General features: G+C 40.5%; 18 protein-coding genes. 4 read left to right on the top strand and 14 right to left on the bottom strand.

From position 1 onward, the window contains the following. The first annotated feature begins 470 nt into the window (after positions 1–470). Positions 471–1346, top strand: a complete 876-nt coding sequence (gene accD, locus NPE20_RS08635; protein WP_256538679.1) for an acetyl-CoA carboxylase, carboxyltransferase subunit beta — start codon at positions 471–473, stop codon at positions 1344–1346. A gap of 587 nt (positions 1347–1933) precedes the next feature. Here the strand turns inward: accD and NPE20_RS08640 are convergent. The 3 genes from NPE20_RS08640 to glmM form a co-directional block, all read right to left on the bottom strand. Next, on the bottom strand, positions 1934–2224 hold the full coding sequence (locus NPE20_RS08640; protein ID WP_256538212.1) for a hypothetical protein: 291 nt from the start codon (positions 2222–2224) through the stop codon (positions 1934–1936). A 77-nt stretch (positions 2225–2301) separates the two neighbouring features. Then, positions 2302–3438, bottom strand: coding sequence for a cysteine desulfurase family protein (locus NPE20_RS08645; RefSeq protein WP_256538213.1), 1137 nt, complete (start codon positions 3436–3438; stop codon positions 2302–2304). 88 nt (positions 3439–3526) lie between these two features. After that, positions 3527–4915 (bottom strand): phosphoglucosamine mutase, encoded by a 1389-nt coding sequence (glmM, locus tag NPE20_RS08650; RefSeq protein WP_256538214.1) that lies wholly within the window; start codon positions 4913–4915, stop codon positions 3527–3529. Positions 4916–5048: 133 nt separating this feature from the next. Here glmM and NPE20_RS08655 point away from each other — a divergent pair, with 133 nt between their 5' ends. Then, the gene (locus tag NPE20_RS08655; RefSeq protein WP_256538215.1) at positions 5049–5618 is read left to right on the top strand and encodes a phosphatase PAP2 family protein; all 570 of its coding nucleotides are present in this window, start codon (positions 5049–5051) and stop codon (positions 5616–5618) included. Positions 5619–5975: 357 nt separating this feature from the next. On the opposite strand, the gene NPE20_RS08660 is transcribed toward NPE20_RS08655, so the two are convergent. The 9 genes from NPE20_RS08660 to NPE20_RS08700 all read right to left on the bottom strand — a co-directional run bounded on the left by NPE20_RS08660 (position 5976) and on the right by NPE20_RS08700 (position 12187). After that, on the bottom strand, positions 5976–6425 hold the full coding sequence (locus NPE20_RS08660; protein ID WP_256538216.1) for a MarR family winged helix-turn-helix transcriptional regulator: 450 nt from the start codon (positions 6423–6425) through the stop codon (positions 5976–5978). Positions 6426–6454: 29 nt separating this feature from the next. After that, positions 6455–6613 carry a DUF5522 domain-containing protein gene (locus NPE20_RS08665; protein ID WP_256538217.1) on the bottom strand — a complete coding sequence of 53 codons (159 nt, stop codon included), beginning with the start codon at positions 6611–6613 and terminating at the stop codon, positions 6455–6457. Next, positions 6613–7551 (bottom strand): MBL fold metallo-hydrolase, encoded by a 939-nt coding sequence (locus tag NPE20_RS08670; RefSeq protein ID WP_256538218.1) that lies wholly within the window; start codon positions 7549–7551, stop codon positions 6613–6615. Before NPE20_RS08670 ends, NPE20_RS08665 begins: the two co-directional genes overlap by 1 nt. Then, a complete protein-coding gene (gene coaE, locus NPE20_RS08675) occupies positions 7551–8150 on the bottom strand; it encodes a dephospho-CoA kinase (RefSeq protein ID WP_256538219.1) in 600 nt (199 codons plus the stop codon). The genes NPE20_RS08670 and coaE overlap by 1 nt, the downstream gene beginning before the upstream one ends. Further along, on the bottom strand, positions 8150–9097 hold the full coding sequence (locus NPE20_RS08680; RefSeq protein WP_256538220.1) for a YbbR-like domain-containing protein: 948 nt from the start codon (positions 9095–9097) through the stop codon (positions 8150–8152). Before NPE20_RS08680 ends, coaE begins: the two co-directional genes overlap by 1 nt. A gap of 131 nt (positions 9098–9228) precedes the next feature. Then, a complete protein-coding gene (gene yajC, locus NPE20_RS08685) occupies positions 9229–9549 on the bottom strand; it encodes a preprotein translocase subunit YajC (protein WP_256538221.1) in 321 nt (106 codons plus the stop codon). Between the two features lie 14 nt (positions 9550–9563). After that, positions 9564–10004 (bottom strand): DUF1573 domain-containing protein, encoded by a 441-nt coding sequence (locus tag NPE20_RS08690; protein WP_256538222.1) that lies wholly within the window; start codon positions 10002–10004, stop codon positions 9564–9566. Between the two features lie 104 nt (positions 10005–10108). Then, on the bottom strand, positions 10109–11056 hold the full coding sequence (nusB, locus tag NPE20_RS08695; protein WP_256538223.1) for a transcription antitermination factor NusB: 948 nt from the start codon (positions 11054–11056) through the stop codon (positions 10109–10111). A 45-nt stretch (positions 11057–11101) separates the two neighbouring features. Then, a complete protein-coding gene (locus tag NPE20_RS08700; protein WP_256538224.1) occupies positions 11102–12187 on the bottom strand; it encodes a Glu/Leu/Phe/Val family dehydrogenase in 1086 nt (361 codons plus the stop codon). Positions 12188–12538: 351 nt separating this feature from the next. On the opposite strand from NPE20_RS08700, the gene NPE20_RS08705 reads away from it, so the two are divergent. Both NPE20_RS08705 and NPE20_RS08710 read left to right on the top strand, forming a co-directional pair. Then, positions 12539–14326: an ABC transporter ATP-binding protein gene (locus NPE20_RS08705; protein ID WP_256538225.1), complete on the top strand. Its 1788-nt coding sequence runs from the start codon at positions 12539–12541 to the stop codon at positions 14324–14326. Between the two features lie 126 nt (positions 14327–14452). Beyond that, positions 14453–14773 carry a DUF3276 family protein gene (locus tag NPE20_RS08710; protein WP_256538226.1) on the top strand — a complete coding sequence of 107 codons (321 nt, stop codon included), beginning with the start codon at positions 14453–14455 and terminating at the stop codon, positions 14771–14773. 84 nt (positions 14774–14857) lie between these two features. On the opposite strand, the gene NPE20_RS08715 is transcribed toward NPE20_RS08710, so the two are convergent. Then, entirely contained in the window at positions 14858–15352 is a 495-nt protein-coding gene (locus NPE20_RS08715; protein ID WP_256538227.1) for a DUF5362 family protein, read from the bottom strand. Positions 15353–15417: 65 nt separating this feature from the next. Beyond that, positions 15418–16788 carry a magnesium transporter gene (mgtE, locus tag NPE20_RS08720; RefSeq protein ID WP_256538228.1) on the bottom strand — a complete coding sequence of 457 codons (1371 nt, stop codon included), beginning with the start codon at positions 16786–16788 and terminating at the stop codon, positions 15418–15420. Between the last annotated feature and the right edge of the window lie 106 nt (positions 16789–16894).

A 16894-nucleotide genomic window follows, 5' to 3' on the forward strand; every position in this document is an offset into this window, starting at 1 on the left:
AAAACCCACAATGCCTAACAAGGCAAAAAGAGAAAAATACGTAAGGTTTTTAATTGAGCGCTTAAAGCAAGAAATCCCTAATGGTTTAAATTCGGTATCGAAAGATAGTCTGAAAAGTTTAAACATTAGGCTTGGGCGTTAATGGAGTTCAAAAACGGTGATAAAACCGAATTAACTCCCGTTTATGAACGTTGGACACCCTTGATTGACAAAACATTTAGAGATAACTTTAAGGCAATATTCTCACCCAAATTCCCAAAGACTACCGATAAATTTTGTGACTGCATATTAGAAAAATTAAAGAAAATTTACCCTGATTCCGTTTTAGTGCCAGTCCCTCAAACTACAATGAACAATGTTGCTATGGAATGTAAACCTTTACTTGAACCTTGATCATAGTATAAATATTCTTCAAACTTGTTGTGATATTTTTTGTTTCTTTGCAGTACTTGAAAGACTTAGAAATAGACATGGCGTGGTTTAAGCGAGAAATTAAAGGGATAATTACGACTACTGAGGAAAAAAAAGAAGCCCCCGATGGCATCTGGAACAAATGCCCTCAATGTAAAAAACCGTTACATTACTCTGAACAGGTTGAAAACCAATACGTTTGCCACTATTGTGGCTTCCATTTACGCATTGGTTCAAAAGAATACTTTTCTGTTTTGTTTGATGATAACCAGTTCACAGAATTGTTTACCAATCTGCATTCGGGCGATCCTTTACACTTTACGGATACCAAAAAATATACCGACAGGTTAAAAGAAACACAAAATAAAACCGGCTTAACTGATGCTATACGTGCCGCTCATGGTAAAATGAACGGACAAGAGCTGGTTATTGCCTGTATGGACTTTAACTTTATAGGTGGTTCTATGGGCTCGGTAGTAGGCGAAAAAATAGCACGTTCTATCGATTATAGCATTGCTAACAAGATCCCGTTCCTGATGATATCAAAATCAGGTGGTGCCCGTATGATGGAGGCCGCATTCTCGTTAATGCAAATGGCCAAAACATCGGCTAAACTGGCGCTATTGAGCCAGGCAAAGGTTCCTTATATATCTTTATTAACTGATCCTACTACCGGAGGGGTTACCGCATCGTACGCCATGCTGGGCGATATAAATATTGCCGAGCCAGGTTCGCTGATTGGTTTTGCCGGCCCGAGGGTTATTAAGGAAACTATCAAAAAGGATCTGCCTAAAGGTTTCCAAACCGCCGAGTTTGTGCAGGAGCATGGTTTCCTCGATTTTATAGTAGACCGTAGAGAAATGAAAGAAAAACTGGCATCATTCTTAAAAATGCTGGCACCTGTTAAAGAAGAGAAGATCGAGCCACAGGCTTAATTCAAAAATAGAAGTTATTTAAAGTCCTCTGTTTGTAGCAAAGGACTTTTTTTGTTTACACACATATTAAAACGGCGAACTTTCAACTGTAATATAAACCAAACCAGCAATTATCAAAAGATAAACGATAGTGCTTACAATTAAAAGCAAAATATAATATAAAAATGGCCCGGTAATCCTATCTCTAATTTTATAAGAAAGACTATGAATTATAAATGCAATAATCAGGATAAATGGCAAATGAAATAACATTTCAAAATTCATCCTGCAATTTATAAAAACCGTTTAAATACAAAAGGCCATTCGTTAGTTTCACAAATGGCCTTTTTATATCATTTATTTTTATCAACCCTGAACTGTCAAAGCTGCGAAAATAATTATAACGACAAACATAAAAAAGGCTGAAAAAATTAGAAAGACCAAGTAGTATGCTACCGACGATACACCATTATCCATCCATTTTCGTGTAAAATGGTATATAAACATTAAAGCTATCAACGAAATTATTATTATCGGCGTCATACCACTAAAATAAAAAAAAGGAAAGACTAACGAGCCTTTCCTTTTTACATAATGTTATTTGAGGCTTATATCCCCTCGGTACCTGGCTCATGCCCTACCATGCGGCCTGTTGTACGGCCTTGCTTGCGGCTGGTAAAATCTGTTTTAGTTGCAGCACCTTCAGATGGAAATTCATGCTGATTTGGTGGGGTAACATCGTTCTGTTCGCTGTACGATGTATCATTACCGTCCTGCTGCTGTTCCTGTTCGTTTTGCTGACGATATCCTGTGCCTTCATTATCTGACTGGCGTTCTTCAGGAGTTTCGTTCGGGTTGGTGTTCGGAGTATACTCCGGATTGCTTTCGTTGGGTTCCATAGTAGTAGTTTTTAATTGTTAATTAATAAACAATCAAAAACACAGCCATGTTTTAACAAAATAGAAATTTTTCCTAATTATGCACTCACCATGCAAAGCTCTTTAAGCTTAGCCACAGTATAATCCACCTCTTCTTTTGTGTTATATTTAGAGAAAGAGAACCTGACGGATGGCCTGTCGGGGCTTGCTCCTATAGCAGTTAACACGTGCGAGCCAATATCTGTTCCTGAACTGCATGCACTGCCGCCAGATGCCGATATACCTGCAATATCAAGGTTAAACAACAACATATCTGCCATTTCCATTTCAGGGAACGACACGTTTAGTACAGTATATAAACTTTTAGACGGATCTGTTTCGCCATTAAAGCTCACACCCGGAACATCTTGCTCCAGCCTTGCTTTCATATAGCTTTTTAAATCCTGAATATAATTTTGATGTTGATCCATTTCGGAATAAGCCATTTCAAGGGCTTTAGCAAGGCCGGCTATGCCATAAACATTTTCGGTACCTCCGCGCATATTGCGCTCTTGCGAACCACCATATATCATCGGGTTGATTTTGATTTTATGGTTGATGTGTAAGAAACCTACGCCTTTTGGCCCGTGCAGTTTGTGTGCCGCGCAAACCATAAAGTGTAGTTTAAGCTTACTTAGATCGTGTTTATAATGCCCAACAGTTTGTACCGTATCACTATGGAACATGGCATTATAAGCTTCGCAAAGCTCACCTACTTTTTCAATATCGGTAAGTGTACCTAATTCATTATTGGCATGCATTAAGGATACAAAGCTGCGCTCGTTGGTTTTTAACAACGTTTCCAGGTGATCATAATCAACATTGCCTTTGCTATCAACACCAGCATAGCTCAACTTAATAACACCTGCTTTTTGCATGGCTTGCAGTGTATGCACAACAGCATGGTGCTCCAATTTTGTAGTTATAGCGTGTGTAAGCTTATGATCTACAATACCACAACGGATAGCTGTATTGTCAGCCTCGGTACCACCGCTGGTAAAAAATATTTCGGCAGGCGATGTATGCAGTAAACCGGCTATTGTTTTGCGTGAACGTTCTATTAATGTACGCACCTCGCGCCCATGCGAATGTATGGATGAAGGGTTACCAAACTGGTTTTCCATCACCTTGTACATCTCCTTTAAAACTTCTGGGTCAAGGGCGGTAGTGGCGGCATTGTCAAAGTAAACACGCATTTTTTTAATTATTGATTTATTGAATTAGTGATTTAGTGATTACGATGCGCTTAACAATCAATAATTCAATAAATCATTCATTCAATAATTATGTAAGTTGTAATATTTCTTTTATATCTGTTATTATCTTGTTGGCCAGGTTATCTGCAACGGTTTCTGAATTACCTTCAGAGTAGATGCGGATAATAGGTTCGGTATTTGATTTACGCAAATGTACCCACTCTTTATCAAACTCTATTTTTAAACCATCAATTGTAGAGTGAGGCTGTTTCTGGTATTTTTCTTCAACCTTTAACAGTAACGCATCAATATCCATCTCTGGTGTAAGCGTGATTTTATTTTTTGAGATAAAATAGCTTGGGTACGAGGCCCTTAATACAGAAACCGGCTTACCGTAATTAGCCAAATGAGTAAGGAATAAAGCTATACCCACTAAGGCATCACGGCCGTAATGCAACTCTGGGTAAATAACCCCGCCGTTGCCCTCGCCACCTATAATGGCGTTAACCTCTTTCATTTTGTTCACTACGTTTACCTCACCTACTGCCGCGGCATGGTATTCACCACCGGCACTTTCAGTAACATCGCGCAGCGCCCGAGTTGATGACAGGTTAGAAACCGTATTACCTTTTGTATTTTTCAACACATAATCGGCAACTGCTACCAGGGTGTACTCCTCGCCAAACATACTGCCATCTTCGCAAACAAAGCAAAGGCGGTCAACATCCGGGTCAACAGCTATGCCCAGATCAGATTTTGTTTTTAAAACCTCTTGCGACAACGCTACCAAATTCTCTGGCAATGGTTCCGGGTTGTGCGGGAAGTGACCGTCGGGCTCGCAATAAAGCTCGTGGATAACTTCGACACCCAGCGCCCTTAACAATGCTGGTACAAAAATACCGCCAGTAGAATTTACGCAGTCAATAGCTACCTTAAAGTTAGCCTTTTTAATAGCAGCAACATCCACCAAAGGAAGCGCCAGTACTTTATCGATGTGTTTTTGCAGGTAGCTATCATCATTGATAAGTTTACCCAGGTCGTTCACATCGGCATATATAAAATCGCTGTTCTCGGCGATCTCTAAAACCTCTTTACCATCAATATCGCTAATAAACTCACCTTTTTCATTAAGCAGTTTTAAAGCGTTCCATTGTTTTGGGTTATGGCTGGCGGTTAGGATAATACCACCCGCGGCTTTTTCATCAGGTACGGCTACTTCAACGGTTGGCGTGGTAGATAGGCCTAAATCTATCACATCAATACCCAGCCCCTGCAGCGTGCCTATAACCAGGTTATTAACCATACTGCCAGACAAGCGGGCATCGCGGCCCAAAACTATCTTTTTGATGCCGGTTCTTTTTACAGCCCAGCTGCCGTAAGCAGATGTGAATTTAACAATATCCAATGGGGTTAGTCCGTCGCCGGCTGCACCACCTATGGTACCCCTGATGCCCGAAATTGATTTTATGAGTGTCAAAACGTATAGATGTTAAGCTGCAAAAATAGAAATATTAAGCGATAGCAATGTAAAATTCGTGTACTTTTAAGCGTTAATTTATTAGCTATATTTACCCGCTGTTGAGAACACTAAGCATTACCTATAAAAGCCAATGCCCGATTTCCTGCTAAACTTTGACCGGCATTTATTTTACTTCATTAACCACGACCTGTCAAATACATTTTTCGACTGGCTGATGCCCCTGATGCGTAACCCAAAGTTTTGGGTCCAGCTTTATTTGTTCATCATTACATTTTGCATTTGGAGATATAGAAAGCAGGGTGCCATACTTGTTGTTTTTTTAGCGCTTGCTGTTGGCTTTGCCGACTATAGCAGCGCCAGCATAATAAAGCCAAATATAAGCCGACTTCGCCCCTGCCGCGACCCTATAACGGCCCAAACCGACATTAGCCGGGTTGCATGCGGAACAGGTTACAGCTTCCCCTCTACCCATGCTACAGACCATTTTGCCATAGCCGCATTTTTAAGTTTTATATTTTTTAAACGATGGCGGTGGGTATTACCCGCAACAGTTTTATGGGCGGCTATTATCTGCTTTGCACAGGTTTATGTAGGCGTGCATTACCCATTAGATGTTACCGGCGGGGCGATTTATGGCAGTTTAGTTGGGGTAATGTTTGCAGTTGGATTTAGGAAGGTAGTGCCTGGGTTTACAGCTTAATTATTTCACGGAACTATAAATGACGTGAGAAGTGTTCACGTTCACCGCCGTGAACACCATCATAAACGCATAAATAACTGATAATGATTATTTTAAAAAACAAGCTACTGACAAATTAACGTCACCATTTAATCCAAACCTGGCGCATGCAAACATGCATTATAATATAGCCCGTCACGCTGCACGACCCCGCAAAGATCTGTCGTTGCACTTTTAGAGGCCACAGGATTTTATAACTCAGGCTGACAAACCTTTTCTTTACCTTACCAGATTAAATAGTTCACAAAAAAAGGCGCTTGTAAACAAGCACCCGATATATCTTTCTTGACTCCTGATTCTAAAAGTCCTGACTCTCTTCTACCCTCTCATCTTATCCAGCAGATCGCTTAGCTGAGCAGCTTCTTCTTCGGTTAGGTTTTGTTTGAAAAGATCTTTTGTTTTAAAGCAGGCATCCATTTTTTTAAGGATCTCTAAGCCTTCTTCGCTGATGCGGATATCAACAGCACGGCGGTCGCGGGAGTTTGTACAGCGCGATACCAGTCCTTTTTGCACCAGGCGGTCAACAATGCGCGATGCGTCAGACATCTTGTCTATCATCCTATCCTTTAACAGGTTTACGGTTGCTGGCTTGGGGAACTGGCCGCGTAAAATTCTCAGGATATTAAATTGTTGCTGGGTAAGTTTATAACGCTCAAATTCCGGACGCATATAATTGTTGATCCAACCATACGTGTAGTTAAGATTAATTACCGCTTTATGGTAAATATCTTCAAAATTTGTGCTTTTTATATCTTCCTCTATTCCCATGATTTAAATATCGTGCAAATATAACCTATTTATTTTTTTGTTTGCCCGTCTTGCTTCTCCCTGCCATAATTCCACGGGCAATGAAGGCATTTATTTTTACAGCAATAACCACGCTTTAAATGATATTCCTTCGTAAAAACGAAATTACCATCTTCATTTATATAATAGTCGATGTTTTCCTGAAGCATCAGCTCAATAATTTGACAAAAATATCATTATTAAAATGATTTTTTAAATGAGTGCCGTTGCCGTGCAGCGTCCATACTTGCTGGGGTTCAGCCTGTTCAATGGTTTTTATGATATCATTCCAGTCGGCATGGTCAGATATAAAGAGTGTATCCTGGGCATTCACCTGTAGGTTTTTCCATCCCGACGCAAACAAACGCTTAACCCCGGTAGCGCGCAAATAACTATCAAACGTAAACGGCGGCACTATGTAAACATATTCCAGCTGTTCCTTCATTAACTTACGGCCATAGATCTGGTGGGTTCCCAGATCAAAGCCCATTTTTTGATAAATGGCGTTAATGGGCATTATACGATGATGCACCAGTATCTTTTTTTGCGGCGCATAATCGTTTATCATCCGGATAAGGCGCTGGCTTTTACCCAGACTATAAGCACCAAGCAGGATGTTTATTTTAATGTCATTTAGTTTTTTTATCTCTTCTACCGGATCGGGGTGCGATGTATTGGGGTCGGCGAAGGTGCTTTCCGTTATCAGCACATCAGTTTTTACAAACTCAAAGGGTTCGCAGGTAGTATCCGGCTGTAGTTTATAATCGCCCGTATATAAATATCGTGTGCCTTTATATTCCATTAGCACCTGCGCAGAGCCCGGCATATGCCCCGCAGGGATAAAGGTTATCTGTACATCGCCAATAGTAAAAGGTATGTTGTATACAGCTGTATAGCTTACCTTAGCAGCGCCTTTGCCATAACGCAGCTGCATAAAAGCATAAGTAGCTTCGGTGGCGTAAACATTAATATTGCCGCTTTTAGCATGATCTGCATGGGCGTGGGATATTACAGCTTTATCAACAGGTAGCTGCGGATCAAGGTAAAAATCTCCGTAACGGCAATAAAGGCCATTAGTATTAAAAGCAATAAAATCGTCAAGTATCATTATTTGGTTTCGGCAAGAGACAGGTACAACTCATGCAGTTTTATTACCTGCGGGATAACCAGTTGTGAATCGTCATTAATTATTACATCATTAGCCATAATCAGCTTTTTTTCTTCGCTAAACTGGCGGTCGTTACGGCTTTTTACTTCGTCGGCAGTAATGCCATCGCGTTGGGTAACACGTTGTATGCGGATATCTAAAGGCGCGGTAACCAGTACAGACCTATCGCACATTTTATAAGAATCGCTCTCGAACAATAAGGCGGCTTCCTTCAAAACATAAGGTACATTTTTTTGGTTGATAGCCCATTTATCAAACGCCCTGAAAACAGCAGGATGAACAAGGGCATTCAGCTTAAGTAATTCTTCTTTATTATTAAATACAATACCGGCGATATGCTTACGGTTAAGGCTGCCGTCCTCAAAGTACGACTCGTTGCCAAAAGCTTGTTTTATACCCGCAATAAGTGCATCATCCTCAATCATCACCTTTTTGGCTTCGTCATCAGCATAAAAAACCGGGATGCCCAATACTTCAAATATTTTGCAAACTGTTGTTTTGCCACTGCCTATATTGCCCGTGATGCCTACTTTAAACATTACTTCTTTATAATAAAATCAATATTCTGTGGCTCTATTTTAACCACTTTACTGTATGATGGCGAACGGGTAACTTTTACAGGCAATACGCTATAGCCATTGTGGCGCCACAGTTCCAGATCGGCAACCGCTTCAAAATCATCCTCGTTTAAGTCGGGGTAGTTATTTAATGATGTGGTAAAGGTCACTTTAACCTTTTGCGGAAAAACCTTTACATCATAATAGTTATGATTATTTATCAGCTTTACCGGCACCTCAATCGTTTTCTCGGTGTATTCGTCAATGGGGATACTTACAACGACACTTTTAGGTACTATGTTTAAGTTACCTTCTTTCACACCTCGTAGGTTTATTCGCGAGTTAAAGTCTTCGTTAGCGCCATTCAAAATGATCGAGTCTGTCTTCCATGTAGTGATCTTGCTTAACACCTCTGCCGGGCCGCTAACAGTAACATATTTGGGCTTAACAGCTATATCATCTGATTGGGCAAATTGCTTTTGATACTTTATAGCAGTGACCAGTTCAATAGGCACTCTCTTAATAGTGCGGTTACTAAAATCAAAAAATAATGTATCGGGGTTAATGGCGATAATTTCGTGCTCAACATCCTTCTTGGCATTAATTTGCTTTAGCTGAGTGCTTAATACCACAAAATTTTTGCTGTCGAGCGTGTGCAGGTCAACGCTGATCACTTTTTTGTCCTCATTAAATTTGGAGAATAGCATTTGCCAGCCTGTACCCTGCACAATGGCGTTAACAGTATCCGACTGCAGGGGATGAAACGCACGTTTCTGCGGAGCGTTCCTGAAGGTTAAAACCTGTTTAATGGTAAACTTGTAAGGGTTAGAAAGCGTAGTAAACAACCATGCAAATATGGCAAACACCAGGCAGGTAATAAAAGCTGATAACCGCCGGCGTTCAATTGCAGATAATTTAATAATTGCCATATTTTATGCTTAATACAGAAAGCGAAAAGCAGAAAGCCCGAAGTGAAATTAGATCTCAACTCAAGCTTTCCGCTTTTATAGTTCATTTGTATGTCTCGGGCTTTCGGCTTTTAGCCTAAGCTTTTGTTACCTTATTTGGTAGCAGCCGGTGTATTCAGCGCTTTTGAAGCGTCTAATGATACAGCCGATTTATCAAAACGTATTTTAGTACCACCTTCAACTTCAATTAAAAAAGTTGTTTCGGCTACTTCAAATATCCTACCGTGTATACCGGCAGTTGTAATTATTTTATCACCTTTTTTAAGTTCCTCTACGTATTTCTTCTGTTCCTTTTGTTTCTGCATTTGCGGGCGGATCATGAAAAAATAAAACACCACTGCAATTGCAGCAAACATAATCAATTGCGGAACGCCAAGGCCTCCACCGGCCTGTAATAAAACTGTTGCTATCATTTTTCTAATTTATATTATTTAGTAGTACTTGTAGTTACTTCGCCAATTAAGTGCACCATACTTTGTGCGGGCACAGTATTGCCAGTAATGGTGATCTGCTTATCTTGTAAGCCCATTTTACCTGTACTGTTAAAAGTAACTTTAATTGCACCATCAGCACCAGGTTGTATAGGCGATTTTGGCCACTCGGGTTTTGTACACCCACATGTTGCAATTGCATCTTTGATGATCAATGGCGATTTACCTGTGTTGGTAAATTTAAATTCGTAAGTAACCTTATCGCCTTCTTTGATCTTCCCGAAATCATGTGTTTCTTTTTCAAACTTCATTACAGGCGCGTTGGTTGCGCTCACGTTTCCGGCATCAGCAACGGCTGCTGTAGCATTTTGGCTTGATTGGTTGCAGGCTGTAAAAAGCAAACCCGCAATAATTGTACATAAAAACAGCTTTTTCATCAGAATTATTTATTGATTTACTGATTTATTGAATTATCGATTGACTGACTTATTGATTTCATTAAACTTTAATTACCCAAAACAAATCAACTATTCTCCACTCACTATTCTATTAATCCCCTGCCTATTTTCTTGATTTTATTCTGGGCTTTAAGTTCAAATAAAATCTTGTCTAATATACCGTTTATAAACGAATTACTTTTAGGGGTACTAAACTCTTTCGATATCTCCAGGTACTCGTTAATAGTAACCTTTACCGGGATAGATGTAAAATTAATAAATTCTACAATTGCCATTTTCATTAATAAAGTATCCATCATGGCAATACGATCAGGCTCCCAATTTTGGGTTTTTTGAGCGATAAGCTCCTGATAGGCTACATCATGACGGATGCTTTGCTCAAACAGGTTTACAACAAATTCCCTGTCCTCAACCCAGTTACCACTAATATCGGCCAGCTTGTTTTCGGCATAATTATCCGACGAAAAATTCTTGAATGTTTTGGCTATCAGGGCTTGCAAAACCTCGCGATCAACCGGCCAGTAAATAAATTTATCTTCAAAAACCTGCTCAGCTAACGACGATTTCAGGATCACCTTTTTAAAGATGAACTTAATAATGTCTTTATCGGTTTGTAGGGTATCATCCGTTTTTGCCAGGTATTCGGCGTATTCAGGTGAGTTTTTGAGCGTGAAAAATAAAGATTTTGCCAGTTCAGGGTCAAACGACCACTCAACTTTATACTTTTTAAGGGCAATAAGGTAATCCCTGTTATCTTTTAACGACAGGATGAAGCGGTTGCTTAATATTTTAACGCTCGCGTTAAGATCTTCCGCGGTAGGTAAATGTTTATGGGCCCGTTCCTCGGCATCCGTTTCTGTATAATCTATCACCTCGCTTATTAGCGATAGCATCCAAATATACATTTCAAAAACCTGATCTATACTGTGAAGCAGGTGTTTTTCATGCGCTTTAATATCTCTTGTGTCCGATTGATGGAACGCGTACAGTGACTGTAACACTTTTACCCGTAGGTGCCTTCTGTTTAACATTTGTAAGAACGATTATGGTGCGCCTAAAGCGTACCTATGATAAATTTAATAGGTTGATTTTACTTTTTTAATATCTGCAATACGTTTTTCGGCAATTTTGTTTGCTGCATCTGTAGTAGAAATGTTTTCAAGCTTAGAAAGTTTTAAAACATTCCGGGTGGCTTCATAAATGTTTTCGGTAAGCTGCAGGGTGCGTTTTTTGCTAAAGCCCATCAGTTCCGAGTAACAATTAATAATACCGCCCGCGTTAATAACGTAATCGGGCGCAAATAGTATACCTTTTTCTAATAACATTTTTCCATGCACATGTTCATCCTGCAATTGGTTGTTTGCAGAACCCGCTATAATACCGCACTTAATTTTTTTAATAGTTTCGGTATTTATGGTGGCACCTAATGCACAGGGCGAATAAATATCGGCATCAATATCAAATATCGAGTTGTTAGATACTGCTTCGGCACCGTATTTTTTTGATACCTGGCGGGTACGCTCGTCGTTAATATCGCTTATATATACTTTCGCGTTTTCATCACGCAGTAACTTTACCAGGTTTTCGCCAACGTGCCCTATCCCCTGCACAATTACCGATTTACCAGTAAGGCTATCGTTACCAAACTGCTCCCTAACACAGGCTTTTATACCCATATACACCCCTTTTGCTGCAATTGGCGAGGGGTCGCCGCTGCCGCCTAAGCTCTCTGGAATGCCGGTTACATGCTGGGTTTCCATACGGATGTATTCCATGTCGCGCGGGTTTGTACCTACATCTTCAGAGGTAATAAACTCCCCGTTCAGGTTTTTTACAAACCGGCCAAACTTGCGCATCAGCGCTTCGGTTTTATCCTTATGCGCGTCGCCAATAATAACCGAGTAACCGCCGCCCATATTAAGCCCTGCAATAGCACACTTATAGGTCATGCTTTTTGAAAGGCGTAAAACATCGTTTAACGCATCACCTTCGGTTTTGTAAGCCCACATACGTGTGCTGCCAAAGGCCGGACCGAGCGTGGTATCATGTATAGCAATTATTGCTCTTAAACCTGTATCCGGGTCACTGCAAAACACAACTTTTTTGTGTCCAAATGCATCAAGCTGGGTAAAAATACTATTGGTTGGTTGTTGAACAAGCATTTGGGGTACGTGCAAAGTAATTTTTATTAGCACTGCAAAACTAAAGGTTTTTTTCCTTGTGGCAAAGTTTAGTTAGTGATGAGGGAGTAAAGAACAAAAGATGAAGGGTATGTGACGAGGGGGATTTACAAAAAGTGTGGTGTTAAATGATAAATGGCACAACTACGTTTATTGGGCGTTGCCTGCGGCCAGGCTGTGCGCTTATACTGCACGGGCCTTAGCCACGGCTGTCACACTGAGCCTGTCGAAGTGCCGGTATCCACTCCTATCTAATGCAGGGTGAGTTAATAGCAAATGACAATTCAACGACTTGAATTATATATATCATTACCTTACTTTTGACAATAACTAATGAAAGACCTCGCATACCTCAATAAATTCTTTTATAAATACCGCTGGCGCCTGGTTCCGGGAGTACTGTTTGTTATTATATCAAACATTTTTGGTGTGTTGCCGGCGCAGGTTATCCGCGTAGCGTTTGATCTGGTTACCGAAAACATTGGCATTTACCAGCTATTTGATGGTTTTAACAGGCAGGATGTTATTTATGACATATTTGGGTCGAGTTTATTATTATTTGGTGTTTTGGTATTGGTGCTGGCCTTATTACGGGGTCTATTCCTGTTTTTTATGCGGCAAACTATTATCCTCATGTCGCGGCATATCGAGTATGACCTGAAGAACGAAATATACGCCCATTACCAGGTTTTATCGCTTGCTTTTTACCGCCGCCATAATACCGGCGATCTGATGAACCGCGTTACCGAAGATGTAAGCCGTGTGCGCATGTATCTTGGGCCGGGCATAATGTATACCATTAACACGGTTATCCTTTTTATGCTGGTAATATATGCCATGCTCACTGTGAATGTAAGGCTGGCTATATTCTCGGTACTTCCGCTACCTATTTTAGCGGTTATTATATTTTATGTAAACACAGTAATAGAGTACCGCAGTGAGCAGATCCAGAAACGTTTATCAGGGTTATCCAGCTTTGTGCAGGAGAATTTTTCGGGCATAAGGGTTATTAAATCATATGTACGTGAAGGCTTTGTGCGCCAAAAATTTGCCGAAGAAAGCGAAGATTACAAAACGCAAAGTATGGCCATGGCAAAAGTACAGGCCCTGTTTTTCCCATCAATGTTGCTGCTGATAGGTTTAAGCAATGTTATTACCATATATATAGGCGGTGTTGAAGTAATGAAAGGCAATATTACTGCGGGTAACATTGCCGAGTTTATTGTGTATTTAAATATGCTTGCCTTCCCGGTAATATCGTTAGGCTGGGTAACTTCGCTGATACAACGTGCGGCCGCTTCGCAAAAACGCATTAACGAGTTTTTACATGAACAACCGGAGATAAAATCGCCAAAGGCTGCACCGCATACGCTTGAAGGGAAAATAGAGTTCAGGAATGTATCATTTAACTATCCGGATACAGGTATTACCGCTTTAAAACAGGTTTCGTTTACGGTAAACCCCGGCGAAATGGTGGCTATAATTGGGCGCACAGGTTCGGGCAAATCAACCCTCGCTAATTTAATTATGCGGATGTATGATACCACCGGCGGCCAAATATTGATAGATGATAAACCCCTTACACAGTTAAACCTTGATAACTATCGCTCGCAGATAGGCTTTGTGCCGCAGGAGGTTTTCCTTTTCTCGGATATTATATCGCATAACATTGCTTTTAGCGCCGATAAGCTTGATATGCCGAGCGTAGAACAGGCCGCTAAAGATGCCGCGGTTTATAATAATATTATAGAATTAGAACATGGTTTTGAAACGCTTATAGGTGAGCGTGGCGTAACCCTATCCGGCGGGCAAAAGCAACGGGTAAGTATTGCGCGTGCCATAGTAAAACAACCGCAGGTACTCATTTTTGACGATTGCCTATCAGCAGTGGATACTCGTACCGAGGAAGAGATATTAAACAACCTTGGGCGTATTATGCATGACAAAACCAGCATCATTATATCGCACCGTATATCTACCATTAAAAACGCCGATAATATTTTAGTGCTCGACAATGGCGAGATAGTTGAACAGGGTACCCACGCCCAACTAATGGATCTTAAAGGCCCCTATTTTGAGCTGTACGAAAAACAGCTGCTCGAAGAAGAAGAACAGGCTTAAAGCGCAACTCTGCACCCCCATAAGGCGTAAAAGCTTCAATAAGTGCTTAATTATTGCTTAATTAAATACTTGCAATTGAATTTTTATATATATTTAAGCCACCAAAACTATTACAATAAAAAATTTATGGGAGATTTTGACAACAGAGAGCGCGAAGAGGTTTACTCAAAGAAGGTGAGGGCCGGGAAGAGAACTTATTTTTTTGATGTAAAGGCAACCAGGTCTAACGATTATTATGTTACTATCACTGAAAGTAAAAAACGTTTAGAGGATGGGGTTTTTATCAAACACAAGATCTTTTTATATAAAGAAGATTTTGAAAAGTTCGCCGAAGGGTTAAAAGATACCGTAGATTATATAAAAGAGCATCAGGAAGTTGTTGAGAAACGTTATGAGTTCAGCGACAATACCGAAGTGGCAAAAGCAGATGAAGATTTCTCTTTCTAAACATTAGAACTAAACTAACCTAAATTATACTAAAAATACCCGCTCAAAAGGCGGGTATTTTGTTTTATATACTTTCTGTGAAAATTATCTTCCCATCATTGATGCGGCGCCTACACCTGCAATAATTACAAAAACGAATATTAATATATAGAGGGATATCATTACAATAGTTGTAATTCCCCATAACTTAAAAAACGATTTAATTTTACCAAAAGCAACAGTTGCTTCTGCTGTGTTATTATAAAGAATAGCTTTTTTAATGCGGTCGCCAAATTGATACAGGTACAATGACCAGAAAAAATTAAATACTGCAATAAGCACATAGAAAAAGCTAAAAAAACCGCCTGCGGCGGCAGGTATTGGCGTTGTTGTTTGCTGCATAGAAGACATCATCGTAAATATCGTGCCTACAAACATTGCCATTATTAATATAAAGCCGGTCATTACGAAACCAAAAATGCCTAAAAAATAAGCCCATTGCCCTGCTTTTTGTAAATAATACTGTGCTTCTTCGGTTAAAAATAATTTTGATTCCGGCTCTGATGCAGCCGGTTGTACTGGAGTTTCGTCGATTTCCATTGTGTTGATTAAGGTTTTAAATTCTTTTAAAGATATAAATATTATTAAAACCTAATCAACAAAATTTACAGCAATATGCCTTTCATAAACATTACCGCTACGCTAAAATAGATGATTAGCCCGGTAACATCAACAAGGGTTGCTACAAACGGGGCCGAAGAAGTGGCAGGGTCGGCACCCAATTTTTTTAATACTAATGGCAGCATCGAACCCGCCAATGACCCCCATAACACTACTCCTATCAGCGAAAAACCTATTGTTGCGCCAACCAGCATCCAATGTGGCCCATACAGGGAACTGAACATACTAAAGGCGGCTATCCTTAAAAAACCAATAATCCCCAATGTTATTCCCAGCATTAAACCAGAGATGATCTCGCGGCGCATTACACGCCACCAATCGGCAATGGTAACCTCGCCTAATGCCATTGCCTGTATAATAAGGGTTGAAGCCTGTGACCCGCTGTTACCCCCGCTTGATATGATTAACGGGATAAATAGCGCCAGCACCACAGCCTTTTCTATGGCGTGCTCAAAAAAGCCCATTGCTGTGGCTGTAAGCATTTCGCCCAAAAACAAAATAACCAGCCAGCCTACGCGTTTTTTTACCAGGCGGAACAGGTTAATATCTAAATAAGGTTCGTCCAAAGCTTCGGTACCACCAATTTTCTGGATGTCCTCGGTATACTCTTCATTTGCAATCCAAAGAATATCATCTACTGTAACAATACCTAACAAAATATTCTCATCGTCGGTAACCGGCAAAGCTGTACGGTTATTCATCCTGAAAACGTTAATGGCGTCCTCTTGCGGGTCGTTAGCACTCAGGGATATAAGCCGTCCGTCCATCAGGGAACTGATCTTGGTTTCGGGCTCTACCAGCAAGATCTCGCGGATCCGGATATCATCCAGCAGAATCCCGTTCTCGCCAATTACATATATAACATCAATGGTTTCGGAGTTTTTACCGTAACGGCGTATGTGCGAAAGCACCCGGTTCACATCCCAGCTTTTTTTAACGGCAATATAATCGGGCGTCATTAAACGGCCTACGCTATCCTCTTTGTAACCTAATAAAGAAAGCGCCTCTTTACGATCAGCCGGAGAAAGGTGCAGTATTAATTTTGTAACTGCATCGCCATGCAATTCGCTAAAAAATGCGGTACGGTCATCGGGCGGCAGCTCATTTATGATCTCGCTTACTTTTTGCCCCGAAAGTTTTTTGATGATACGCTCCTGGGTAGGAAAGTCCAAAATACGGAATACATTTACCGCACGGTTAATAGACAACGTTTCGATGAACTTAGGGCCATGCTCGGGCAGCTCGTCTATAAGCCCCTCTACATCAGAGATATTCAGGTTGTTCAAATATTCCTGCAGCTGCGTAGTGTCCTCCTGCTCCAGTAATAATTCTATTTGCTCAACCATCTCTTCCATAAGCCCCGTTTTTACATGTTTTTAACCTATTTTATTGCTTGTGATAACGCTCGCAAAAGTCGTTTATTTTTTCAAATTACAAGGCAGTTTTTTCTGTTATCTTTGC

Origin of the sequence: Mucilaginibacter aquariorum (genome assembly GCF_024498135.1) — a bacterium.
GTDB lineage: Bacteria > Bacteroidota > Bacteroidia > Sphingobacteriales > Sphingobacteriaceae > Mucilaginibacter > Mucilaginibacter aquariorum.